Origin of the sequence: Aeromonas sp. s2, assembly GCF_040907935.1 — a bacterium.
GTDB classification, from domain to species: domain Bacteria; phylum Pseudomonadota; class Gammaproteobacteria; order Enterobacterales; family Aeromonadaceae; genus Aeromonas; species Aeromonas dhakensis.
On the sequence record NZ_JBFOCR010000010.1, the window covers coordinates 102,527 to 125,504 of the forward strand.

Annotated in this window: 21 protein-coding genes and 1 tRNA gene; 16 read left to right on the forward strand and 6 right to left on the reverse strand. The window is 62.2% G+C overall.

What is annotated here, in order from left to right; translation table 11 throughout:
- Nucleotides 1-37: 37 nt before the first annotated feature.
- Both AB5Y81_RS08940 and pepA read right to left on the reverse strand, forming a co-directional pair.
- The gene (locus AB5Y81_RS08940) at nucleotides 38-493 is read right to left on the reverse strand and encodes a DNA polymerase III subunit chi (RefSeq protein ID WP_139724927.1); all 456 of its coding nucleotides are present in this window, start codon (nucleotides 491-493) and stop codon (nucleotides 38-40) included.
- A gap of 162 nt (nucleotides 494-655) precedes the next feature.
- Nucleotides 656-2,164 (reverse strand): leucyl aminopeptidase, encoded by a 1,509-nt coding sequence (gene pepA, locus AB5Y81_RS08945; protein WP_005305141.1) that lies wholly within the window; start codon nucleotides 2,162-2,164, stop codon nucleotides 656-658.
- Nucleotides 2,165-2,336: 172 nt separating this feature from the next.
- Between pepA and lptF the strand changes: the two genes are divergently transcribed.
- On the forward strand, nucleotides 2,337-3,449 hold the full coding sequence (lptF, locus tag AB5Y81_RS08950; RefSeq protein WP_042064704.1) for an LPS export ABC transporter permease LptF: 1,113 nt from the start codon (nucleotides 2,337-2,339) through the stop codon (nucleotides 3,447-3,449).
- A 141-nt stretch (nucleotides 3,450-3,590) separates the two neighbouring features.
- On the forward strand, nucleotides 3,591-4,661 hold the full coding sequence (lptG, locus tag AB5Y81_RS08955; protein WP_024943392.1) for an LPS export ABC transporter permease LptG: 1,071 nt from the start codon (nucleotides 3,591-3,593) through the stop codon (nucleotides 4,659-4,661).
- A 171-nt stretch (nucleotides 4,662-4,832) separates the two neighbouring features.
- Here lptG and AB5Y81_RS08960 read toward each other — a convergent pair whose 3' ends face one another.
- Nucleotides 4,833-5,354, reverse strand: a complete 522-nt coding sequence (locus AB5Y81_RS08960; RefSeq protein WP_026139162.1) for an RDD family protein — start codon at nucleotides 5,352-5,354, stop codon at nucleotides 4,833-4,835.
- 143 nt (nucleotides 5,355-5,497) lie between these two features.
- Between AB5Y81_RS08960 and AB5Y81_RS08965 the strand changes: the two genes are divergently transcribed.
- From AB5Y81_RS08965 to AB5Y81_RS08985, 5 genes are all read left to right on the forward strand, one after another.
- Nucleotides 5,498-5,583: transfer RNA gene (locus AB5Y81_RS08965), tRNA-Leu, on the forward strand.
- 454 nt (nucleotides 5,584-6,037) lie between these two features.
- On the forward strand, nucleotides 6,038-7,447 hold the full coding sequence (amt, locus tag AB5Y81_RS08970) for an ammonium transporter (protein ID WP_017782602.1): 1,410 nt from the start codon (nucleotides 6,038-6,040) through the stop codon (nucleotides 7,445-7,447).
- Nucleotides 7,448-7,773: 326 nt separating this feature from the next.
- A complete protein-coding gene (gene rlmD, locus AB5Y81_RS08975) occupies nucleotides 7,774-9,126 on the forward strand; it encodes a 23S rRNA (uracil(1939)-C(5))-methyltransferase RlmD (protein WP_201892660.1) in 1,353 nt (450 codons plus the stop codon).
- A gap of 116 nt (nucleotides 9,127-9,242) precedes the next feature.
- Entirely contained in the window at nucleotides 9,243-9,797 is a 555-nt protein-coding gene (locus tag AB5Y81_RS08980) for a GNAT family N-acetyltransferase (protein WP_265093365.1), read from the forward strand.
- Between the two features lie 82 nt (nucleotides 9,798-9,879).
- Entirely contained in the window at nucleotides 9,880-10,062 is a 183-nt protein-coding gene (locus tag AB5Y81_RS08985) for a DUF5363 family protein (protein ID WP_080631966.1), read from the forward strand.
- Here AB5Y81_RS08985 and tppF read toward each other — a convergent pair.
- On the reverse strand, nucleotides 10,031-10,648 hold the full coding sequence (gene tppF / locus AB5Y81_RS08990) for a type IVa pilus pseudopilin TppF (protein WP_005305113.1): 618 nt from the start codon (nucleotides 10,646-10,648) through the stop codon (nucleotides 10,031-10,033). The two genes, AB5Y81_RS08985 and tppF, sit on opposite strands and share 32 nt — an antisense overlap.
- A gap of 38 nt (nucleotides 10,649-10,686) precedes the next feature.
- Between tppF and AB5Y81_RS08995 the strand changes: the two genes are divergently transcribed.
- The 7 genes from AB5Y81_RS08995 (at nucleotide 10,687) to deoD (ending at nucleotide 17,881) form a co-directional block, all read left to right on the forward strand.
- A complete protein-coding gene (locus tag AB5Y81_RS08995) occupies nucleotides 10,687-11,475 on the forward strand; it encodes a TatD family hydrolase (protein ID WP_017781074.1) in 789 nt (262 codons plus the stop codon).
- Nucleotides 11,476-11,688: 213 nt separating this feature from the next.
- Nucleotides 11,689-12,963 (forward strand): NupC/NupG family nucleoside CNT transporter, encoded by a 1,275-nt coding sequence (locus AB5Y81_RS09000; protein WP_279485260.1) that lies wholly within the window; start codon nucleotides 11,689-11,691, stop codon nucleotides 12,961-12,963.
- Between the two features lie 125 nt (nucleotides 12,964-13,088).
- Complete coding sequence (locus AB5Y81_RS09005; protein ID WP_005305103.1) at nucleotides 13,089-13,259, forward strand: XapX domain-containing protein; 171 nt, start codon at nucleotides 13,089-13,091, stop codon at nucleotides 13,257-13,259.
- Nucleotides 13,260-13,649: 390 nt separating this feature from the next.
- The gene (deoC, locus tag AB5Y81_RS09010; RefSeq protein WP_123246610.1) at nucleotides 13,650-14,423 is read left to right on the forward strand and encodes a deoxyribose-phosphate aldolase; all 774 of its coding nucleotides are present in this window, start codon (nucleotides 13,650-13,652) and stop codon (nucleotides 14,421-14,423) included.
- Nucleotides 14,424-14,532: 109 nt separating this feature from the next.
- A complete protein-coding gene (deoA, locus tag AB5Y81_RS09015; RefSeq protein ID WP_123246609.1) occupies nucleotides 14,533-15,864 on the forward strand; it encodes a thymidine phosphorylase in 1,332 nt (443 codons plus the stop codon).
- Between the two features lie 14 nt (nucleotides 15,865-15,878).
- Nucleotides 15,879-17,087, forward strand: a complete 1,209-nt coding sequence (locus AB5Y81_RS09020) for a phosphopentomutase (RefSeq protein WP_117405563.1) — start codon at nucleotides 15,879-15,881, stop codon at nucleotides 17,085-17,087.
- A gap of 77 nt (nucleotides 17,088-17,164) precedes the next feature.
- Nucleotides 17,165-17,881 (forward strand): purine-nucleoside phosphorylase, encoded by a 717-nt coding sequence (gene deoD, locus AB5Y81_RS09025; RefSeq protein ID WP_279485261.1) that lies wholly within the window; start codon nucleotides 17,165-17,167, stop codon nucleotides 17,879-17,881.
- Between the two features lie 69 nt (nucleotides 17,882-17,950).
- On the opposite strand, the gene AB5Y81_RS09030 is transcribed toward deoD, so the two are convergent.
- Together AB5Y81_RS09030 and AB5Y81_RS09035 are read right to left on the reverse strand one after the other, a co-directional pair.
- Entirely contained in the window at nucleotides 17,951-20,197 is a 2,247-nt protein-coding gene (locus AB5Y81_RS09030) for a PAS domain S-box protein (protein WP_279485262.1), read from the reverse strand.
- A 60-nt stretch (nucleotides 20,198-20,257) separates the two neighbouring features.
- Complete coding sequence (locus tag AB5Y81_RS09035) at nucleotides 20,258-20,866, reverse strand: AhpA/YtjB family protein (protein ID WP_005305087.1); 609 nt, start codon at nucleotides 20,864-20,866, stop codon at nucleotides 20,258-20,260.
- Between the two features lie 120 nt (nucleotides 20,867-20,986).
- Here AB5Y81_RS09035 and serB point away from each other — a divergent pair, with 120 nt between their 5' ends.
- Nucleotides 20,987-21,997, forward strand: a complete 1,011-nt coding sequence (gene serB, locus AB5Y81_RS09040) for a phosphoserine phosphatase SerB (protein WP_279485263.1) — start codon at nucleotides 20,987-20,989, stop codon at nucleotides 21,995-21,997.
- Nucleotides 21,998-22,047: 50 nt separating this feature from the next.
- On the forward strand, nucleotides 22,048-22,953 hold the full coding sequence (locus AB5Y81_RS09045) for an alpha/beta fold hydrolase (RefSeq protein WP_017765771.1): 906 nt from the start codon (nucleotides 22,048-22,050) through the stop codon (nucleotides 22,951-22,953).
- Nucleotides 22,954-22,978 lie beyond the last annotated feature (25 nt).

Consider the following 22,978-nt stretch of genomic DNA (forward strand, 5'->3'; position numbering starts at 1 on the left):
TCTGGTGTTGATTTGTGGTGGATCACAGGCGGCGCAGTCAGGGCTGCGCCGGATCCGGTGCGGCAAGGACGGGCTGATCCCTCATCTCGAGGGCGTGGCCTGCCTGGCGATAGTGCTTGTAGCGCTCGCGGGCTTGCTGCTTTTGCGTTTCGTCAGTGGGGACAAAATCTACCACTTGAGCGAAGTGTCCTGCAAACAAAGGTGTCTGTTTGGCCAGATTGATGAGGCGGGCGTAGCGCCGCCGTGGCGGCTGGTGGCCGATCTCCACCGGGGCCTGGCCGCTCTCACCCTGCAACTGGTGCGGCACGAAGCGCTCCGGCGGCAGCTGCCACAACAGCTCGTCGAGGCGCAGGGCCTGAGCCTCATCGTCGCAGAACAGATAGAGGTGGCCCGCCCCCCACGACTCGGCCGCAAGGCTGCAGGCGAGTCGCTCGACGGCAGAGGCCTGTTCGTCATCCTGCTCGCTCATCAGGTAAAAGGTCACTTGGCTCATCAGGTTGATCCCGTTTGCGGTGACGGATAATTGACCGCCGGTAAGGACGGGCAGGGGGTATTCCTGCCCACCCTCAATGAAACAAGGAAGAGGCGGGCCTCTTCCTTGTGGTGCAGGGCAACTTCCGCTCGCCCGATGGCATCGCCGGGCGAGGTGCGGAAATTACTCCTTCTCTTCGATGTCCACCCCTGACCGGTTCAGCAGGAACTGGGTCAGCAGGGGCACCGGACGCCCGGTGGAGCCTTTCTCCTTGCCGCTCTTCCAGGCGGTCCCGGCGATATCCAGGTGGGCCCAGTTGTACTTCTTGGTGAAGCGTGACAGGAAGGCGGCGGCGGTGATGGTACCGGCCGGACGACCACCTATGTTGGCCATGTCGGCGAACGGACTCTCCAGCTGTTCCTGATACTCGTCGAACAGCGGCAGACGCCAGGCGCGATCACCCGCCTGCTCGGAGGCATTGAGCAGCTCGTGGGCCAGCGGGTTGTGGTTGGCCAAGAGGCCCGTGGTGTGGTGACCCAGGGCGATGATGCAGGCACCGGTCAGGGTGGCCACGTCGATCACGGTTTCCGGATCAAAGCGATCCACGTAGGTCAGCGCATCGCACAGCACCAGGCGGCCTTCCGCATCCGTGTTCAGCACTTCGATGGTCTGGCCGGACATGGAGGTGAGGATGTCACCCGGGCGATAGGCGTTGCCACCCGGCATGTTCTCGCAGCCCGCCAGCACGCCGATGACGTTGATGGGCAGCTGCAGCTGGGCCAGAGCGTGCATGGTACCGAGCACGGAGGCGGCGCCACCCATGTCGTACTTCATCTCGTCCATGCCGTCGGCCGGCTTGATGGAGATGCCGCCGGAGTCGAAGGTCAGTCCCTTGCCGACCAGCACGATGGGCTTGGCATCCGGATGACCCTTGTATTCGATGATGGCCATCATGGCTTCGTTGTCGGAGCCACGGGCCACCGCCAGGTAGGAGTTCATGCCGAGCTCGGCCATCTCCTGCTCGCCGATCACCTTGGTGGTGATGTTGTCGAACGCATCGGCCAGACGACGGGCCTGGGAGGCGAGATAGGCCGGATTGCAGACATTGGGCGGCATGTTGGCCACGTCGCGACAGACGCGCACCCCTTTCGCCACGGCCAGACCGTGAGCGATGGCTTTTTCACCAATGGTCAGTTCCCGACGCGTCGGCACGTTGAATACCAGCTTGCGCAGCGGACGGCGCGGCTCGGCCTTGTTGGTCTTGAACTGGTCGAAACTGTAGAGGCCCGCCTTGGTGGTTTCCACCGCCTGGCGCACCTTCCAATAGGTATCCCGTCCTTTGACGTGCAGCTCGGTCAGGAAGCAGACCGCTTCCATGGAGCCGGTTTCGTTGAGGGTGGTGATGGTCTTGTTGATGATCTGCTTGTACTGGCGTTCGTCGAGTTCCCGCTCCTTGCCGCAACCGACCAGCAGCACGCGCTCGCTGAGCACGCCCGGTACTTGATGCAGCAACAGCATCTGGCCTGGTTTCCCTTCCAGGTCGCCACGGCGCAGCAGCGAGCTGATGTAGCCATCGCTGATCTTGTCCAGCTGTTCGGCAACCGGAGAGAGGCGACGCGGCTCGAATACGCCGACCACGACGCAGGCACTGCGTTGCTTCTCAGGACTGCCACTCTTTACACTGAACTCCATGGAATCTCCTACATCCTAAAGACAAAAGGCACCTTTTATTGAATAATGCGGTGCTTGTTGGGGTATCAGAGGCGGAGCGAACAGGCACTGGCCCCGCAGTTCAAACTGGTAAAAATCCAATATACGGCCCTATTTTTCAGGCATTCGACTAAAAACACAAGTTTACTTGGGAATGACTGTGATCGTTTTCCGATATTTGTTCAGGGAAACCCTGAAAACCCAGCTGGCGGTATTATTCGTGCTGCTGCTCATCTTCGTCAGCCAGCAATTCATCCAGATCATCGGCGATGCCGCCGATGGTGAGGTGCCGACGCGCCTGGTCTCCACCCTGCTGCTGCTCAACCTGCCCAACATGGCCCTGCTGATGCTGCCCATCAGCCTGTTTTTGGCCATCTTGTTCGCTCACGGGCGCCTCTACGCCGAAAGCGAGATGACGGTGATGCATGCGGTAGGCTTCAGCCACCGTTTCGTGATGCGCAGCGCCATGGTACTGGCCCTGCTGACGGCGGCCGTTGCCGCCTTCAATACCGGCTGGGTGGCCCCGCAGGCCAAAGAGCGCGAGTATCAGGTGATCGACGAGTTCAAGGCCGATCCGGGTATCTCCTTCCTGCAGGCCGGCCGCTTCATGGAGCTCGACAAGGGGCGTCTGGTGGCCTACATCCAGGACCTGAACGACAAGGGCTCCAAACTGCAGAAAATCTTCGTGTTGCAGCGCTCCCAGGATGGCAAGCCGCCGTCGGTGGTGGTGGCGACCGAAGGGGTGGTCACGGTCGACAGCAACGGCCTACAGTGGCTGACCCTGATCGACGGCTCTCGCTACGAGGGGCACTTCAATACCCGCCAGTTCCAGATCTCCGAATTCGACGAGTACAGCCTGGTGATCCGCCAGCAGGAGATGGAGCGCTCCAACCGCAAGGCGGCGGCCAAGCCGACCATGGAGCTGCTGGGCACCCAGGACAACCAGCTGATGGCCGAGCTGCAGTGGCGTCTGTCACTGCCGCTCTCCATCCTGGTGCTGACCTTCCTGGTGGTGCCACTGGCGCGGGTCAACCCCCGTCAGGGCCGCTATGCCAAGCTGTTACCGGCCATCCTGCTCTACCTCTCCTACTTCCTGCTGCTCAGTGCCGCCCGTTCAGCCATCGACAGCGGCCGGCTGCCGCACTGGCCCGGCATGTTCCTGGTGCCGCTGGTCTATCTGCTGCTGATCGGATTGCCGCTCAACCTGCAGGGCACCAGCTGGTGGAACGGGGTCAAGACCCTCTATTTCAAGAGAAAATCGGCATGATGTTGCCATCTGGGAGTCTCTACTGATGTTTGGCATTCTCGATAGACATGGCGACCGGGTCATTTTGCTGTCGCCCCCGCTCCATGCGTCTGTATTTGAGGGAAAAATCAGCATGATGCTGCAACCGGGGAGTTTCTGCTGATGTTTGGCATTCTCGATAGATATATCGGCCGGGTTATTTTCATGTCGGTCCTGCTGTGCGAACTGACCCTGGTCGGGCTGGCCGCGCTCATCAAGTACGTGGAGCAGCTGAAGTCGGTGGGGGAAGGCAACTACGACATGCTCAGCGCCCTCTACTATGTGCTGCTCTCCATGCCGAAAGAGGCGGTGCTCTTCTTCCCGCTGGCGGCCCTGCTGGGCGGCCTCATCGGTCTGGGCCAGCTGGCGACCAGCTCGGAGCTGGTGGTGATGCAGGCGGCGGGCCGCTCCAAGATCAGTATCGTGATGGCAGCGCTCAAGACCGCCATCCCGCTGATGATCCTGGTGGGGCTGATGGGGGAGTACGTGGCGCCCATCGCCAAGCGGATGGCGGATGACATCAAGGCGGGGGCCCTGTCGGAAGGGCGGCTGACCGTGTCGGCTTACGGGGTGTGGGCGCGCGATGGCAACAACTTCGTCAATATCAACGGGGTGCGCAACGATGGCGCGCTGACCGGCATCACCCTTTACCGTTTCACCCCGGAGCGCAAGCTGATCGATATCCTGCAGGCACAGGAAGGGGTGTTCGAGCAGCATCACTGGCTGCTCAAGCAGGTGCAGGTGACCCGTTTTGACGATCCCAAACAGATCCTGAGCGAGACCCAGCCCCAGATGGAGTGGAGCTCCGAGCTCACCCCCAAACAGCTCGGGGTGGTGAGCGTCGATCCCGAAAACCTGCCGGTGGCGGGACTGCTGGATTACATCGGCTATCTGGATGCCAACAAACAGGATGCCGGGCGCTACAAGCTGGAGATGTGGCGCAAGCTGCTGTCACCGCTCTCGGTGGTGGCCATGATCCTGCTGGCCTCCTCCTTCATCTTCGGCCCGCTGCGCTCGGTCAGCATGGGGGCTCGGATGTTGATGGGGATCATGACGGGCTTCGCCGTCTACGTCAGCGATCGGGTGTTCGGCCCCATCAGCCTGGTGTACGCGGTGCCACCGATCCTGGCGGCCATCGCGCCCAGCCTGCTGTTTGGCGGCATCTCCTTCTATATCCTGAGCCGCAAGCAGTAGTGACCTGAAGGGCTGTGAGGGCGGTGGCGCTGCAGACAAAAGGCTGCCATCGCGCCTGCTGCACTGCTGTTTGGTGGTATCTCCTTCTATATCCTGAGCCGCAAGCAGCAAGCGCGTCGGCCAGTAAAAAGGGCACCCTGGGGTGCCCTTTTTCGTTACCGCCTTTTGGGATCAGCGATTGAGCTGTTCCAGGTTTTCCTGTTTGCCCAGCACGATCACTTCGCACTCGGACCAGATGTCCTGAAATGCGCGGGGTGACTTGCGGTTGAACAGGCAGAGCAGGTTGCCGAGACCAAAGGCCGCCGTTGCCAGCCGGATCAGCGCCTGGGTGATGCGGATGTTGCTGCCGTCGGCATTCTGGATGCGCAGACGCCAGGCCCGCATGCCGATGGTCTGGCCGGCGCGGGTCCAGAACCAGGTGTAGAAACCGCAGATGACGAGAGCGAGCCAGGCACTGTAGACGGGGCTGGTCAGCAGCCAGGCGGCGTCTTTGCCCTCGGGGACGCTTGCCATGCCGGTTGCCAGCAGCAGATGGGCTACTCCCATCCCGATAAAGCCGGCGATGATCAACAATGAGATGACCACCAGATAGTCATAGATCAGGGCGCCGAGCCGGCGCAGCAGACCGGCGGAGGGGTGACGCTGGGTGGGAGGAGGGGGAGTGGTCGGTTGGACGGGTTTACGCTTGGCCATCGTTCTTATTCCATTAATATGATGCGGGCATTCTATGTAACTGACCTTGCCTCGGCAAGGCGTTGAATAAATGAGCAAACGACTGTGAGCACAAGAAAAACACCTTGCATGCCCAAGCGCCATTCGTATAATCCCTCGCAGTTGCCCGGGTGGCGAAATCGGTAGACGCAGCGGATTCAAAATCCGCCGGTGAATAACCGTGTCGGTTCGAGTCCGACCCCGGGCACCATCAAATTCATGACAAAAGGCCATCAGCAATGATGGCCTTTTGTTTTTCCGCCTTTCCCCTTCCTTGTCACGCTTCTGTTCTCCGGCTGATATCGGCAAGCCGGGTACACTTCTGTGGTCATGCCATGTCCCGCCTTGCTCCATTTCGGTGCGGCTTGCTCTGCCTGCACAGCAGAAGTGCGCATTCGCTCATGTTAGCGCGTCCCATGCGCCAATCTGGTGCGCCTCCTCTCTGTCATAAGAATAACATTATGATTTTAAATAACTTATTAAGTTGGCCCGCTTTGTGCTTTTAAGCAGTTATGTCGCCATGATGCCGCTCCATAGAGGGAATCTGACCGGGAGCGGCAACCAGTGTGTACCGAATGGAAATGTACGTGAATCATCGGTGTCGATGTTCATATCAGGAAATGGACCCGGTCTGGAGCCGGGACGACAGGGAAGGAGATGGCTGTATGCTCAAGAGACTCGTGATGACTGGCCTGTTGGCGCTGATTGCCCTGCTGGCCGCCCCCAGCTGGGCCGAAGAGGTGGTGACCGCACCTGCGGTGGTGACCATCAACAAGGGGGACAATACCTGGATGCTGCTGTCGGCAGCCCTGGTGATCCTGATGTCCATTCCGGGCCTGGCCCTGTTTTATGGCGGCCTAGTGCGCACCAAGAACATGCTGAGCGTGCTGATGCAGGTATTCACCCTGTTCTCGCTCATCTGCGTGCTGTGGGTGATCTACGGTTATTCGCTGGCCTTTACCGAAGGCAACAGCGTCTATGGCTCCTTCAGCAAGGCGCTGCTCAAGGGAGTGACCCCCGACTCCATCGCCGCTACCTTCAGCAAGGGGGTAGGGATCAGCGAGTTCATCTATGTGGTGTTCCAGGGGGCCTTTGCCGCCATCACCTGCGGCCTGATCGTGGGGGCCTTTGCCGAGCGCATCAAGTTTGCCGCCGTGCTGCTGTTCTCGGTGATCTGGTTCACCTTCGCCTATATCCCGCTGGCCCACATGGTGTGGTACTGGGCGGGTCCGGATGCCTATACCACGGCCGATGCCGCGGCAGCGGCCACGGCGACGGCTGGCTATCTGTTCCAGCACGGCGCGCTGGATTTTGCCGGCGGCACAGTGGTGCACATCAATGCGGCGGTGGCCGGTCTGGTCGGCGCCTATCTGGTGGGCAAGCGCCTGGGCTATGGTCGTGACCCCATGACCCCGCACAGCCTCACCATGACCATGATCGGGGCCTCTCTGCTCTGGTTCGGCTGGTTCGGTTTCAACGCCGGCTCCGCGCTGGAAGCCAACGGCACGGCGGCACTGGCCTTCATCAACACCTGGGTGGCGCCGGCTGCGGCGGCCCTCTCCTGGACCTTGGCCGAGTGGGTGATGAAGGGCCGTCCTTCGCTGCTGGGCGCGGCTTCCGGCGCCGTCTCCGGGCTGGTGGTGATCACCCCGGCGGCCGGTTTCGTCGGTGTCGGTGGTGGTCTGGTAATGGGCCTCATCAGCGGTGTCGCGGGGTTGTGGGGGGTTCACGGTCTCAAGCGGCTGCTGGGTGCCGATGACAGTCTGGACGTGTTCGGTGTGCACGGGGTATGCGGCATTCTCGGCGCCCTGTTGACCGGGGTGTTCGCCAGCCCGGATCTGGGCGGCACCGGGGTGTGGGACTATGTCACCAACCAAGTGGCGGAGGGCTACTCCATCCTGGATCAGGTCAAGATCCAGGCCATCGGGGTAGGGGTGACCATCCTCTGGTCCGGCATCATCTCGGTAGTAGCCTACAAGCTGGTGGATATGCTGATCGGCCTGCGGGTGAAAGAGGATGCTGAGCGGGAAGGGCTGGACGTCACCACCCACGGCGAGAAAGCCTACAGCCTGTAATCCGCCATCTGTTAGTCAGCCATATTGCCGCCGGCCATGCCGGCGGTTTTTTTTATGTCCGTTTGCCGGGGACCAACTCTGATGTCCTTGCCTGTGGTGGGGCGGCTCGCCTCTGACGCCATCACCCCCGATAGAGCGCATCCCCGAGATCGCCGCCGGCGATAGCATTTTTCGGCAGACAAGGCGGGCAGCGGCAATGTCCTCTGTCTTGTTGCTGTTTTATGCCTGCAATTTGGACGGATCTCCGCTAAACTCTGCCACCTTTTCTTGATGGGTCGGCTGGGCCGGCTCATCACCCTCTTATATATGTACTTTTGGAGCCGCTCATGCCGCTAGTGGGACATCAACACCAGATCGAGATCCTGGAACTGACCGACAAAGGAGATGGCAAAGGACGCCTGTTCGACCGCCCCCTGTTTGTCGAAGGTCTGCTGCCGGGTGAGCAGGCGTTGGTCGAACTGACCGAGGTGAAGCCCAACTACCTGCACGGCAAGGTGGCCGAGCTGCTCCAGCCCTCCGCCGACCGGGTCGCCGACTTCTGCCCCAACACAGAATGCGGCGGTTGCCAGGTGCGCCCGCTGGCCTATCCGGCCCAGCTCAAGCTCAAACAGAGCTTGGTGCAGAGCGCTCTGGAGCAGGTCGGGCTGGGTGAGGCCGTGGTCAATCCCATCCTCGGCATGGAGACGCCGTTCGCCTATCGCAACAAGGCGCAGTACGCGGTGCGTGGCTGCGAGGCCGGCGCCGAGATCGGCTTCTACCGCAAGCACTCCCACGATCTCATCACCGCCGATGACTGCGCGGTGCAAGATTCTCTGCACGTGGAGCTGAACGCCAGGGTGCGCAACTGGATGCGCGAGCATGACATCGCGGCTTATGACGAAGTGGCCCACACCGGCTGCGTGCGCAACCTGATGACCCGCAAGGGGTTCAAGAGCGGCGAGCTGATGGTGGTGCTGGTGACTCTGGGCGAGGAGCTGCCGTTCGAAGCCGAGCTGCTGGCGGCCCTGCAGGATCTGCCGGTCACTACCCTGGTGCAGAACATCAACGAGGCGCGCACCAACCGCATTCTGGGTGACAACAACCGGGTGCTGCTGGGCAGCGGGGTGATCCGCGACAAGATCCACGAGCTCGAATTCGAGATCTCGCCGCTCTCCTTCTTCCAGAACAACCCGAGCCAGACCGACGTGCTCTACTCCAAGGCACTGGAGTATTGCGAGCTGACCGGCAACGAGACGGTGTTCGACATCTATTGCGGTATCGGCACCATCTCCCTGTTCCTGGCCGGCAAGGCCGCCAAGGTGGTGGGGATTGAGTCGGTGGAGAGCGCCATCAGCGACGCCCGCCGCAATGCGGCCCTCAACGGCATCGAGCAGACCGAGTTCCACGTCGGCAAGGCGGAGCAGCTGATGCCCGCCCTGCACGCCGAAGGGGTGAGCGCCGACGTAGTGGTGATGGATCCGCCGCGCAAGGGCTGCGACAAGGCGGTATTGCAGACCCTGGTGGCCATGGCGCCGCGCCGGCTGGTCTATGTCTCCTGCAACCCGCAGACCCTGGCCCGCGATCTCGCCTGGCTGGTCAAGCAGGGCTTCGTGCTGGACGAGGTGCAGCCGGTGGACATGTTCCCGCACTCGATGCACGTCGAGGCTGTCGCCCGCCTGAGCCTGCCTGCCAAGGCCTGATTGTCGCTGGTTCTCACTCGAGTCATGGACGTCGAAGCGGTTGCTCGTCTAAGCCTGCCCGCCAAGGGGTGAATTGAATTAGCCAGATGGCTCTGATAAAAACGNGTCGTTTTTTTATGGCCGTAGATCGGCGTCGCTACCAGGCAGGGAGTGCGAGGGTGATGATTCGTTTGGCGAGTGTGGAGGATGCGGCGGCGCTGGATCACTTCTTTGGGCAACTGGACAGGGAAACCCGCTTCATGCTGTATGAGGCGGGGGAGCGCCCCTCGGACATCGAGGGGCAGCGCCAGCGGCTCGAGGCCATGGCGGCGGCTCCCAATCAGGCCATGTGGCTGCTGGTGCTGGCCGGGGAGGTGCAGGGCTTTGCTGTGCTCATCGGCGGTGGCCTGGCGCGCAACCGCCACTGCGCCCTGGTGGTGATGGGGTTGCGGTCGAGTGCACGCGGGTTGGGATGGGGTGAGCGGTTACTGCGCACCCTGATCGCGGCCGCCGGCGAGCTAGGGATCCAGCGGCTGGAGCTGGGGGTGATGGCCCACAACGAGGTGGCGCACGCCCTCTATCGCAAGTGCGGCTTCCGGGACGAGGGGTTGCGGCGACAGGCCTATCGGCTGGACGATGGCTACGTGGACGAGATCCGCATGGGGTTGCTGCTGTCACCCGGGGCGCCATGATGCGGCGGGCCCGGCTTGCTCCTGGCGGCGAGCGGGGATATGACGGAGCAACCGTCGACTTGATGAAGAGGAGAACGCGCGGATGAAAGGTATCTTGCTACGCTGGCTGGCTCGCTACGATGGCTGGTGCGAGGAGTGGGGGCTCACGCCGGAGAACCGGCGCTGCTGCGTGCCGGTGCGCCGGGAACAGGATGAGGCGCCGCAGGCAGAGCCGCAAGCCGAGTCGGATCCGCTCACTGGAAATTGCGGGTCACGGCACCAGTGACGCTGTTGTAGTCGAAGGAGAGACCGTCGGGATAGGCGGGGAAGCGGCCGATGGAGTCGCGCAGGGTGTAGCGGCAGTTGCTGTGCGGCTCTCCCTCTTCATCTATCTGGTTGGCGGTCAGTTCGCTGGACAGGTAGTCGGCGTTGAGTTGCTGATCGGGATCCTGATCGACCGAGGCGACGGTGTAGCTGCTGTCCAGCAGCCCCTGAAACAGCAGACGGCAGTCTGACTGGTTGCTCACCGAGATGTAGTCGCCCTGACCTGCGACATAGGGTTCGTCGATCCCCTTGCGCCCCTGATCTTCATCCGTGCCGGCGGGCCAGCCATAGCGGTTGATGTCGAGATTGCGTTGCCCCATGCTGCCGAGATTGTAGAGCGCCTGATCCTGCGCCTTGACCGCCCAGCCGGCATGAGCCAGCTGGACCGCGCTGGCAAAGCTGGCCGCCGTTGCCGCGACCGTGCTCTTTAATGCGTCATCCTTGAGATTGATGAAGCGGGGCAGGGCGGTCACGGCCAGGATCCCCAGCACTATGATGACCAGCACCAGTTCTATCAGGGTAAAGCCGTGGCTTGTGCGTTTCATCATGATATGGACCCATTAATTACGACAAACAGGTGAGTGACATGCAATTGATCGACACCCATTGCCATCTCGATTTTCCGGTCTTCGATTCCGATCGGGCGGCGCTGCTGGCCGAGTGCCGTCAGCTGGGGGTGGGCGAGTATATCATTCCCGCGGTGGGAGAGGAAAACTGGGGCCGGGTGATGGCGCTGGCGGCAGAACATGACGGCATCTCCTATGCCCTTGGCGTGCACCCCTGGTATGTGGGCGGTCAGACGCCGGCGGTGCTGACCCGGTTGCAGCAACGGCTGGCGGAGCGCCCCCGCGGGTTGGTGGCGGTGGGCGAATGCGGGCTGGATCTGCGCTCCCACGTGCCGCAGGAGGGACAGCTCGAGATGTTCGAGGCCCAGGTCGAACTGGCCAAGGAGCATGAGTTGCCCCTTATTGTCCATTCGGTGCGTGCCAACGACACGGTGGCCAAGATCCTCAGACGTCTGCGCCCTGCCTGCGGGGGCGTCATCCACGCCTTCAGCGGCTCCCTGCAGCAGGCAGAAGCGTTCTGGCAATTGGGATTTCGGCTCGGCATCGGCGGGGTCATCAGCTTTGAGCGGGCCAACAAGACCCGGGAGGCGGTGCGCGACATGCCGCTGGAGGCCCTGCTGCTGGAAACGGACGCCCCCGACATGCCGCTGCAGGGTCAGCAAGGGGCGCCCAACACCCCCGCCAATCTGCCAATCATTGCGCAACTGCTGGCCGATTTGCGGCAGCAACCGCTGGCACATGTTGCCTCGGTGTTACATGAATCCACTCTGCATACCTTCCAGTTGGGCAAGTCGAAAATTAACACCTGATTAACTGTTGCTAGCGACATGATAAAAAATGGGGGGAGTAAAAATCGTTTGCGGTCTAATTTGACGACCTCTAGCGCATTTCATGCTTATAAAATGTGACCAGCGTTCTACTTTGTCGCACCGTAATTAGTATAATGCGCACCCTTGATTGATGGCTTTGAGATACAAGTTGTTAACAAGCTGGAAGGTGCTACTAAAGAGGAAGTGTAAATAATGAATCTAATAATGGGTCTGGTAGGGATGGCAACGCTCGTCCTTATCGCGGTGCTGTTCTCCAGCAATCGCAAAGCAATAAGAGTGCGCACCGTTACCGGTGCCTTTGCAATCCAAGCTGGCCTGGGTGCCTTCGTGCTGTACGTCCCGGTTGGTCGTGACATCCTGGTGGGTGTATCCGATGCTGTTTCCAGCGTCATCGGTTATGGCCAGAACGGCATCGAATTCCTGTTCGGTGGTCTGGTCAGCAACAAGATGTTCGAAGTGTTCGGTGGTGGCGGCTTCATCTTCGCCTTCCGCGTACTGCCGGTCATCATCTTCTTCTCCTCCCTGATCGCCGTTCTCTATTACCTGGGCATCATGCAGTGGGTCATCAAACTGCTGGGTGGTGGCCTGCAGAAAGTACTGGGCACTTCCCGTACCGAATCCCTCTCCGCCACTGCCAACATCTTCGTGGGTCAGACTGAAGCGCCGCTGGTTGTGCGTCCCTTCATCTCCAAGATGACCGACTCCGAGCTGTTCGCCGTCATGTGTGGTGGCCTGGCTTCCGTCGCCGGCTCCGTACTGGCCGGTTACGCCTCCATGGGCGTCAAGATGGAATACCTGATCGCCGCCTCCTTCATGGCTGCCCCGGGTGGTCTGCTGTTCGCCAAGCTGCTGGTGCCGGAAACCGAGACCCCGAGCTACGACGAGAGCAATGCCGATGGCGATCTGGAAGACAAGCCTGCCAACGTGATCGATGCCGCCGCCGCCGGTGCCTCTGCCGGTCTGCAACTGGCCCTGAACGTCGGCGCCATGCTGCTGGCCTTCATCGGTCTGATCGCTATGATCAACGGCATCTTCTCCGGTGTGGGTGGCTGGTTCGGTTATCCGCAACTCTCCCTGGAACTGCTGCTGGGCTGGATCTTCTCCCCGCTGGCCTTCCTGATCGGTGTGCCCTGGAGTGAAGCAGTCGTAGCCGGTTCCTTCATCGGCCAGAAGCTGGTGGTCAACGAGTTCGTGGCCTACCTGAACTTCGCCCCGTACCTGAAGGATGAAGTGCTGATCAATGGCGTGGCCATGTCCGACCACACCAAGGCCATCATCTCCTTCGCCCTGTGCGGTTTCGCCAACCTGTCCTCCGTTGCCATCCTGCTGGGTGGTCTGGGCTCCATGGCACCGAACCGTCGCGGCACCATTGCGAAATTTGGTCTGAAAGCCGTACTGGCCGGCTCTCTGTCCAACCTGATGTCTGCGACCATCGCAGGCTTCTTCCTGGCGCTGTCCGGCATGTAATATCAGCCTGACTGACAGGGTATAACCACGAACGCCACGGCATCTGCCGTGGCGTTCGTGTATGGAGCGGTGACAACCGTTTTCCTTTCTAAACTAATAATAAAATGAGTCAAATCGGAGGTTATATGAATGAAGTGCTACTGGCGATGGCAGCCGGCTTTATCGTTGGCTTGTTGTTTTCTTTCCTCAAATTGCCGATCCCGGCGCCCCCCGTACTGTCCGGGGTGATGGGGATCGTTGGAGTCTACCTGGGAGGCCTGGCATACTCCTGGATACTCACCCGTTTCTTCTCTTAACGCACTTTCCAGTACCGGATTTGCCAGATGTGAGGTACCTCTGAAAATGGCAAATCCGGCTTGCAAACAAGGGGTATCTCGGCTGAAATAGGCATTGCCAGCAGGGTGCTGGCATTGACTAATGCCCGATGAAATCGGGTGTTGGCGGTCAAATGGAATTGATTGGGAAGTCGGGTCAGACCTTGTCTGCCTTTCTCAAGTCTTCATGGAACCAAGTCCGCACTTTTGTAAGAAAGTGACAGGGCTCTTGCCTTATTTGCAGCCTATTGCCCGTGCAGTTGCGCTGCAATTCCATTCCCGTTTTTCCGGGAGTCGCGTCTTGCCGGTTGCGTTGCGACAGGCAGCACCATGCCCTGGAATTCGGACTACATCGAGACTTTGGAGAACAGAATGACTGATCTGAAACTGGCCGCCCAGCGCGCCCTGAATCTGATGGACCTGACCACCCTGAACGATGACGACACCGATCAGAAGGTGATCGACCTGTGCCGCAAGGCCAAGTCTCCGGCCGGCCTGACCGCCGCCGTCTGCATCTACCCCCGTTTCATCCCCATCGCTCGCAAGACTCTGCGTGAGATCGGCGCTGCCGACGTGCGCATTGCGACCGTGACCAACTTCCCGCACGGCAACGACGACATCGAGATCGCCGTGGCCGAAACCCGCGCCGCTGTGGCCTACGGTGCCGACGAAGTGGACGTGGTGTTCCCGTACCGCGCCTTCATGGCCGGCAATGAACAGGTCGGCTTCGATCTGGTCAAAGCTTGTAAGGGAGCCTGTGGCGCCAACGTTCTGCTGAAAGTGATCATCGAGACTGGCGAGCTGAAAGAGGAAGCGCTGATCCGTCGCGCCTCCGAAATCTCCATCGACGCCGGTGCCGACTTCATCAAGACCTCCACCGGCAAGGTGCCGGTCAATGCGACCCCGATCGCTGCCCGCATCATGATGGAAGTGATCAAGGCCAAGAACCCGAAAGTGGGTTTCAAGCCGGCCGGTGGCGTGAAAGACGCCGCCGTGGCGGGTGAGTACCTGGCCATGGCCGAAGAGATCCTCGGCAAGGACTGGGTATCCGCCCGCACCTTCCGCTTTGGTGCATCCAGCCTGCTGGCCAGTCTGCTGGCCACGCTGGGGCATGGCGACAAGCCGGCCAACACCAGCGGTTACTAAAAGGTTGATGAGAGGGCGGACCTGGTCCGCCCTGTTGTGCCCCACCCGTGTGGGGTGCGGGCAAGGATTCAGACTTGTGTAACGCCAGCAATGGCGGAGGGAATGAAAGATGTTTTTGCCTCAAGAAATCATTCGCAAGAAGCGCAACGGTGAAGCGCTCAGTACCCAAGAGATTCAATTTTTCGTTCAGGGCATTACCAACAACACCATCGGCGAGGGCCAGATTGCGGCACTGGCGATGGCGGTCTACTTCAAAGACATGACCATGGATGAGCGGGTTGCCCTGACCTGCGCCATGCGCGATTCCGGCATGGTACTGACCTGGGACCACCTCAATCTGGGCGGCCCCATCGTCGACAAACACTCTACCGGCGGCGTGGGTGACGTCGTCTCCCTGATGCTTGGCCCCATGGTCGCTGCCTGCGGCGGTTTCGTGCCGATGATCTCCGGCCGTGGCCTGGGCCACACCGGCGGTACCCTGGACAAGCTGGATGCCATCCCCGGCTACCAGACCTCGGTCGACAACGATCGTTTCCTGAAAGTGGTGAAAGAGGCGGGTGTCGCCATCATCGGCCAGACTGGCGATCTCGCCCCGGCCGACAAGCGTATCTATGCGGTACGCGACATCACCGCCACCGTCGAATCTATCGCCATGATCACCGGCTCCATCCTCTCCAAGAAGCTCGCCTCCGGGCTGGAAGCGCTGGTGATGGACGTGAAAGTGGGCTCCGGTGCCTTCATGCCGACCTTTGAAGCATCCGAGGAGCTGGCCAAGAGCATAGTTGCGGTGGCCAACGGCGCCGGCTGCCGCACCTCGGCCCTGCTGACCGACATGAACCAGGTGCTGGCCTCCAGCGCCGGCAACGCGGTGGAAGTGCGCGAAGCGGTGCGCTACCTGACCGGTGAATACCGCAACCCGCGCATCCATGCCGTCACCATGGCGCTGTGCGCCGAGATGCTGATCTCCGCCGGCCTGGCCAGCGACGACAGCGATGCCCGCCGCAAACTGCAGGCGGTGCTGGACAACGGCAAGGCGGCGGAGATCTTCGGTCGCATGGTGACCGGCCTCGGTGGCCCGAGCGACTTCATGGAGCGCTACGATCATCACCTGCCCAAAGCCGCCATCGTGCGCCCCGTCTATGCCGCCAACAGCGGTTTCGTGACCTCCATGGACACCCGTGAACTGGGTCTGGCCGTGGTCGCCATGGGCGGTGGCCGTCGCGCTGCCGGTGACAAGCTTGATTATGCCGTCGGTCTGACCGACTTTATCCGCCTGGGTCAAAGCGTCGAGGCAGACAAGCCGCTCGCCCTGATCCACGCTCAAACTGAAGAGCAATTTGCTCAGGCCGCCAGCATGGTGCAGGCTGCCGTCAAGATCGGTGATACCCAACCGGAGGCGTTGCCCGAGGTTTACCGTCGCATCGGTCTGGCTGATTTGTAACAAGGGGAAGTCCCATGAAACGTACCTTTATTCTGATGATGGACTCTTTCGGCATTGGCGCAGCCGCCGACGCCGACAAGTTCGGCGATGTGGGCGCCAATACCCTTGGCCATATCGCCAAGGCCTGTGCCGCCGGCGAACTCGAGGGCCGTGGCGCCCTCAATCTGCCGAACCTCAGCAAGTTGGGTCTGGGCCACGCGGGTGAACTCGCCAGCGGCACCTTCCCGGCCGGCCTGAACAAGGACGTCGAGGTAGTCGGTGCCTACGGCTTTGCCCAGGAGCTCTCCTCCGGCAAGGACACCCCGTCCGGTCACTGGGAAATTGCCGGCGTGCCCGTGCTGTTCGAGTGGGGTTACTTCAAGGATCACCACAACAGCTTCCCGCAGGAGCTGCTGGATGCCATCGTCGAGAAGGCCGGTCTGCCGGGCTATCTGGGTAACTGCCACGCCTCCGGTACCCAGGTGCTGGACGATCTGGGCGAAGAGCACATGCGTACCGGCAAGCCGATCCTCTACACCTCCGCCGATTCCGTGTTCCAGATCGCCTGCCACGAAGAGACCTACGGCCTCGAGAAGCTCTATGAGCTGTGCCACATAGTGCGCGAGCTGCTGGAGCCCTACAACATCGGCCGCGTCATCGCGCGTCCGTTCGTGGGCAGCGGCAAGGGCAACTTCAAGCGCACCGGCAACCGTCACGACTACTCCGTGCTGCCGCCGGCGCCGACCGTGCTGGACTACATGAAGGAAGCGGGCGGTCAGGTGGTCTCCATCGGCAAGATCGCCGACATCTATGCCCAGCAAGGCATCACCAAGCAGGTGAAGGGCACGGGTCTGACCGAGCTGTGGGACAGAACCCTGGAAGAGGTGAAAGCTGCCGGTGACCAGACCATCGTCTTCACCAACTTCGTCGACTTCGACTCCTCCTACGGTCACCGTCGCGACGTGAAGGGCTACGCCGATGCACTGGAGTACTTCGACTCCCGCCTGCCGGAGCTGTTCGAGCTGATGCAGGATGGCGACGTGGTGGTGCTGACCGCCGACCACGGCTGTGACCCGACCTGGAGCGGCACCGATCACACCCGCGAGTACATCCCTGTGCTGTTCTACGGCAAGTCGGTCAAGGCCGGTTCCGTCGGCCGTCGCGAGACCTTTGCCGACATCGGCCAGAGCATCGCGGCGTACCACGGTCTGCCCAAACTGGCGTACGGTACCAGCTTCCTGTAAGTTACCCGCCCGTCGCCTCGGCGGCGGGCAACCAATAAAGACAATAAAACTCAACCTAGTGTGAAGGAATCAAGAGAATGGCAACTCCTCATATCAATGCGAAAGATGGCGCCTTTGCTGACACCGTGCTGATGCCGGGCGACCCCCTGCGCGCCAAGTACATCGCCGAAACCTTCCTGGAGAACGTCGAACAGGTGTGCGACGTGCGCAACATGTTCGGTTTCACCGGCACCTACAAGGGTCGTCGCATCTCCATCATGGGCCACGGCATGGGCATCCCGTCCTGCTCCATCTATGCAAAAGAGCTGATCACCGATTACGGCGTGAAGACCCTGATCCGCGTCGGTTCCTGCGGTGCCGTGCGTGAAGACGTGAAACTTCGTGACGTGGTGATCGGCATGGGTGCCTGCACCGACTCCAAGGTGAACCGTCTGCGCTTCAAGGATCACGACTTCGCCGCCATCGCCGACTTCGATCTGGTTGCCAATGCCGTACAGGCCGCCAAGAACAAGGGCGTTGCCGTGCGCGTCGGTAACATCTTCTCCGCCGACCTGTTCTACACCCCGGACCCCTCCATGTTCGACGTCATGGAAAAATACGGCATCCTGGGTGTCGAGATGGAAGCCGCCGGCATCTACGGTGTGGCCGCAGAGTACGGTGCTCGCGCACTGACCATTTGCACCGTCTCCGACCATATCCGTACCGGTGAGCAGACCACCTCTGAAGAGCGTCAGCTGACCTTCAACGACATGATCGAAATCGCGCTGGATTCCGTCCTGCTGGGCGACAAGTAATCCCCTTCGCGCATGAATAATGACAACGGCGGCCCTCGGGCCGCCGTTTTGCATTTCAAGGAGGGAAGATCAGAGGTCGAGGGCGAAGCGCCCCTTGCCGGCCTGTTTGGCCCGGTACATGGCGCTGTCGGCCCGGTGCAGCAGGTCGTCGATGTGACAATACTGGCCCGAATGGCAGATGGCTCCGCCGATGCTGCCGGCGAGGGGCAGCTGGTGGCCGGCCACGTCGGCCGGTACCGCCATGGCTGCCAGCAGCCGTTCGCACAGTGCGGGCAGCTCCAGCTCCGGCTGGCGCAGGGCCGGCAGTATGATGGTGAACTCGTCGCCGGCCAGGCGCGCCACCATGTCACCGGGGCGCACCTCGGCACTCAGCACGTTGGCGAAGCGCTGCAGCAGGGCGTCGCCGACGTGGTGGCCGAGCAGATCGTTGATCCGCTTGAAGCCGTCGAGATCGAGAAACAGCAGCCCCAGGGTCTCGGCATTCTGACGCACCCGCTCCAGCTCCCGGGAGAGGCGCAGGGTGAAAGCGCGCCGGTTGGGCAGGCCGGTGAGGGGGTCGTGGGCCGCCTCGTGCTCCAGCTGGTTCTGCAGCGCCTTGAACTCGGTGATGTCGCTGCCGAGGATGTAGACCCCTGGCTCGTCGCCCCGGCTCGGGATCATGGTGATCCTGAGATCCCGTGGGCCTATGGGCAGCTCGAAACGGTTCTCGAAGCTCACCTGCTCGCCGGCGAGGGCCCGCTCCAGATGAGCGATGGCCCGGCCGTAGGCCGCCTCGCCGATCACCTCCCGCACGCTCATCTCCCGCATTCGCTCGGGATCCAGCCCGAAGTAGCGGCAGTAGGCCTGGTTGGCAAACAGATAGCGCCCCTCGGGCGAGACCATGCTGATGGTGACCGGCAGGCCGTCGGTGATGGCCCGCAACCGGGCCCGCCCGCGCTCGATTTCCGCCAGCACCTGGCGGCGGGCGCTGATGTCGTGCAGGAACAGGGCGAGGCGCACCTTGCCGTCGAACTGGTAGCGCTCGGCGCTCACCTCGACCGGGACCTGGCGGCCGCTGCGGGTGCCGATGTCGCACTCCAGACGGCGCTGCGCGCGCTCGGGATGGATCAGTTGCGCCAGCAGAGGGTGAGCGCTGCCGAGCAGGGTGGGCAGGGTGCGTCCCAGCATCTCCTCGGGGTGCCAGCCGAGCAGGGTGGTGGAGGCCGGGTTCCAGCCGGTAATGACCAGCGCCTCGTCGAGCTCGAGGAAGGCGTTGCTGGTGTGCTCCAGCATGTGTTGCAGCCGGCGTTGCTCCTGCCAGAGGCGTTGCTGCACGGCACCGCGCTCGCGCATCTCGCCATGCAGTTGCTCCACCGTGCTCGACAGCTCACGGGTGCGCTCACGCACCTGCTGCTCGAGCCCCTGCTGCAGTTGCAGCAGCTCGGCCTCGACCTGCTTGCGCTCGGTGAGGTCGGCAAAGACGGCGATCATGTGGGGAGCCATGGTGCGGCTCTGGCACAGGGTCACACTGAGCTGGACCCAGCACAGGCTGCCATCGGCGCGGATCATCCGCTTCTCCAGCCGGTAATCCTGCCTCTGCCCCGCGAGCAGGGCGGTGAACAGGGCCAGCTCGCGCGGCAGATCCTCGGGGTGGGTCATGGCGTGCCAGGTTCGCGTCAGCATCTCCTGTTCGCTGTAGCCGAGCAGTCGCTCCAGCCCCGGGTTGGCCCGCAGCCAGCGTCCCTCGACCGACGAGAGGGCCATGCCCACCGACGACTGGTTGAAGGTGAGGGTGAACAGGTGCTCCTTGTCCTCCAGCACCTGGTTGAGGCTGCGTACCTGATGGCGCCTTTCCAGGTCGTGCAGGGTGTTCTCCACCAGGCGGCCGAAGTCGTCGAGATCGCGACAGGCCTCATCGTCGAGGTGGCGCGCGGCATGATCCACCAGACAGAGGGTGCCGAGCACCACGCCGTCCAGCGCCCGCAGTGGCCGGCCGGCATAGAAGACCACGTGGGGCTCGCCCGTCACCAGCGGGTTGTCGGCAAAGCGCGGGTCGAGTCTGGCATCCTGCACCTGCATGATGTCGGGGCGAAGGATGGCGTGGCCACAGAAGGAGTGCTCCCGGCTGATCTCGCACAGGGTGACCCCGGTGCGGGCGAGAAACCACTGCCGGTTCACGTCGGTCAGCGAGACCATGGCGATGGGCAGCGAGAAATGGCGGGTGATGAGCCGGGTCAGGCGATCCAGCTGGTCGATAGGCTCGCGGTCAAGCAAGCCCAGGATGCGGAGCCGTTCCAGTCGGCTCTCTTCATCCAGAGGAAGAGGGGGGGCAATCATACAGCGCTCCTGCTGGTGGCATTGCCTGAGTTGTATACAAGGCGATGAGGTCGCACCGTCTTATTGCGGTTCGACCGGTTTGCTTTTCTTCTTGTGCTTGCGCACCCGCATGTAGTTGCGGCGTACCCCGTAGGAGATGAGCAGCCCGGCCAGCAGGGCGACCAGCAGCATCAGCCGCTGTTTCTCCTGCACCACCTTGAGCCGGGTGTCCTTGTCCGCCAGCATCTGCTGCTCCTCCAGGGTAATGCGCAGATAGCCCAGCGTCTGCTCCCCATCCAGGATCTCCTGCACGAACTGGATGCGCCCCTTGCCCTGCTCGGGGACCGACTTGTTGTTGTCGCCGATGGGCAGCAGGCTGTCCAGCGGCACTGCATTGTCCGACTGGGCGAGGGGAATGCCGCGGGCATCGTAGAGGGTGACATCGAGGATCTCGGGTTCGGCGGCCAGATCCCGGGCCAGCCGCTCCAGCTCGCTGTTTTTCTCCTCCTTGATCCAGCGTTTCATGTCCCTGGCGGCATAGGCCACCAGTGCCTGGGCCCGGTTGCGCGCCTCGCTGTGCAGCGAGGCCTGGCTCTCGCCCTGCATGTGAATGAGCACGGCGAGTACCCAGAGTCCGAGCAGGACACCGGCACCCAGACTGAGCACACGTTTGATGGGGAGATGACGCAAGCGTTGAGCCTTTTGCTGACAAGGAGTGGCGGGATCTTGGCGCTTGCCTGTACAAAAAGCAATACGCTACTCTGGGCCAGTTTTGTTAACCCCATGATCACCAAGGAAGGCGTTATCCCTATGTTGTTGTCCCAATTGCCTGCAGAGATTTCAGAGTGGCCCGAGTGCCTGTCCGGCGCCCCCTGGTGGGAGCCGACGCCGCAGGCGCTGCTGCCCGCCGCCAGTGTGCTGGATGACGGCTGGCTGGTGCTGTTCGGTCGGGCCCTTGGCGGCCACCATCTCGGCAGGCTGGCCGGGTTGCTGGCGCGGCACGGACTGCAGGCACGACTCTATCCGCCCGCCATGCCGGCCGGGGTGCCCCTGCTGCTGCTGGGCACGGATCGCTTCTCACCCGCTCTGGTACAGACGCTCAAGGGGGAGGAGTGGGATATCGATCTGTGTCATCTGCCGGCCCTGCCCAGCCTGGCTGAGCCCGGTCTGCTGGTGATGGACATGGACTCCACCGCTATCCGCATCGAGTGCATCGACGAGATTGCCCGTTTGGCCGGGGTCGGCGAGCAGGTGGCGGCGGTCACGGCGGCCGCCATGCAGGGCAAGCTGGAGTTTTCCGACAGCCTGCGGGCCAGGGTCGCCCTGCTGGAGGGGGCACCGGTCACCATTCTCGACGAGGTGGCGGCCAACATGCCCTGGATGCCGGGCCTGCAACTGATGGTCGACACTCTCAAGCAGGCTGGCTGGAAGGTGGCGATCGCCTCCGGTGGTTTCACCCGTTTTGCCGGCCAGTTGCAGCGGGAGCTGGGGTTGGACGCCATCTTCGCCAACGAGCTGGCGGTGGTGGGGCTGCAGCTGACCGGCAAGGTGAGCGGGCGCATCGTCGATGCCACCGTCAAGGCCGAGGTGCTGCAGCAGCTGGCCGCGGAGTACGGCATCGCCACTGGCCAGACCGTGGCCGTGGGCGATGGTGCCAACGATCTCAAGATGATGGGGGTGGCCGGGCTCGGCATCGCCATCCACGCCAAACCGCTGGTGCGGGCCCAGGCGGCGGCCACCCTCAACCACCACGATCTGGAAGGGGTGATCTGCCTGCTTGGCGCCCTGGCCTGCCGCCAGCAGCGCTGGGATAGGCGCTGAGCCCACTAGGGCTGGACTCAACCCCACGTCACGGAGGACGTAGTCTCAAAATGGAACTGCTACAGCAATCCCTGTTTATTCCCTGCGGCGAACATCGGCTGCACGTACGCCACATTCAGCCGCGGGTTGCGGTACATGGCGAGCCGATCCTGATGGTGCACGGCGCCATCGAGAACGGCCGCATCTTCTATACCGAGTCGGGCAAGGGGCTGGCCTGTTTTCTGGCCCGCCACGGCTATCAGGTCTATGTGGCCGATCTGCGCGGGCGGGGGCTCAGCACGCCGGCCATTGCCGAGCAGGCCGAACATGGCCAGCATGAGCTCATCACCGAGGACCTGCCGGCCCTGCACCGCTGGATTGCCGCCCGTCATGCCGGCTTCAAGCTGCACTGGATGGCCCACTCCTGGGGCGGCGTCATCATGGCGTCGACCCTGGTGCGCTTTCCCGAGCTGGCGGAGCAGGTGGCCAGCCTGGTGTTCTTTGGCACCAAGCGCGGCGTGTCGGTACAAAATCCGGAGCGTTGGCTGAAGGTGGATCTGATCTGGAACCGGCTGGCCCCCTGGCTGGCCAGCCGCAGCGGCTTCCTGGCTGCGCGCAGATTGAAGATAGGGGCGGATGACGAGCCGCTGCGCTACCTGCAGGAGACTATCCCCTGGGTCAAGTGTGGCCCCTGGCAGGATCCCAGCGACGGGTTCGCCTATGACGAGGCGGCCGCCCGGGTCAACTGGCCGCCGCTCTGGATGATCTCGGCCAAGGCGGACAAGGTGCTGGGTCACCCGACCGACGTGCGCCGCTTCAGCGCCGAGATGGGCTCGGCTGCGCGCCATACCCGGCTCGGCCGGGACAACGGCAACCGGCTCGATTACGACCACATCAACATGCTGACTGCACCTCAGGCGCAGGAGGATCACTTCCCGCAGATCCTCGAATGGCTGCTCAACCCGCAGGCGGCCTGATGGGGGAACCCCGGGGGGCTGGTAG

Coding starts and splice junctions, on each gene's coding strand:
- AB5Y81_RS08940 (WP_139724927.1), bottom strand. CDS start 493: ATGAGCCAAGTGACCTTTTACCTGATGAGCGAGCAGGATGACGAACAG.
- pepA (WP_005305141.1), bottom strand. CDS start 2,164: ATGGAGTTCAGTGTAAAGAGTGGCAGTCCTGAGAAGCAACGCAGTGCC.
- lptF (WP_042064704.1), top strand. CDS start 2,337: ATGACTGTGATCGTTTTCCGATATTTGTTCAGGGAAACCCTGAAAACC.
- lptG (WP_024943392.1), top strand. CDS start 3,591: ATGTTTGGCATTCTCGATAGATATATCGGCCGGGTTATTTTCATGTCG.
- AB5Y81_RS08960 (WP_026139162.1), bottom strand. CDS start 5,354: ATGGCCAAGCGTAAACCCGTCCAACCGACCACTCCCCCTCCTCCCACC.
- amt (WP_017782602.1), top strand. CDS start 6,038: ATGCTCAAGAGACTCGTGATGACTGGCCTGTTGGCGCTGATTGCCCTG.
- rlmD (WP_201892660.1), top strand. CDS start 7,774: ATGCCGCTAGTGGGACATCAACACCAGATCGAGATCCTGGAACTGACC.
- AB5Y81_RS08980 (WP_265093365.1), top strand. CDS start 9,243: ATGGCCGTAGATCGGCGTCGCTACCAGGCAGGGAGTGCGAGGGTGATG.
- AB5Y81_RS08985 (WP_080631966.1), top strand. CDS start 9,880: ATGAAAGGTATCTTGCTACGCTGGCTGGCTCGCTACGATGGCTGGTGC.
- tppF (WP_005305113.1), bottom strand. CDS start 10,648: ATGATGAAACGCACAAGCCACGGCTTTACCCTGATAGAACTGGTGCTG.
- AB5Y81_RS08995 (WP_017781074.1), top strand. CDS start 10,687: ATGCAATTGATCGACACCCATTGCCATCTCGATTTTCCGGTCTTCGAT.
- AB5Y81_RS09000 (WP_279485260.1), top strand. CDS start 11,689: ATGAATCTAATAATGGGTCTGGTAGGGATGGCAACGCTCGTCCTTATC.
- AB5Y81_RS09005 (WP_005305103.1), top strand. CDS start 13,089: ATGAATGAAGTGCTACTGGCGATGGCAGCCGGCTTTATCGTTGGCTTG.
- deoC (WP_123246610.1), top strand. CDS start 13,650: ATGACTGATCTGAAACTGGCCGCCCAGCGCGCCCTGAATCTGATGGAC.
- deoA (WP_123246609.1), top strand. CDS start 14,533: ATGTTTTTGCCTCAAGAAATCATTCGCAAGAAGCGCAACGGTGAAGCG.
- AB5Y81_RS09020 (WP_117405563.1), top strand. CDS start 15,879: ATGAAACGTACCTTTATTCTGATGATGGACTCTTTCGGCATTGGCGCA.
- deoD (WP_279485261.1), top strand. CDS start 17,165: ATGGCAACTCCTCATATCAATGCGAAAGATGGCGCCTTTGCTGACACC.
- AB5Y81_RS09030 (WP_279485262.1), bottom strand. CDS start 20,197: ATGATTGCCCCCCCTCTTCCTCTGGATGAAGAGAGCCGACTGGAACGG.
- serB (WP_279485263.1), top strand. CDS start 20,987: ATGTTGTTGTCCCAATTGCCTGCAGAGATTTCAGAGTGGCCCGAGTGC.
- AB5Y81_RS09045 (WP_017765771.1), top strand. CDS start 22,048: ATGGAACTGCTACAGCAATCCCTGTTTATTCCCTGCGGCGAACATCGG.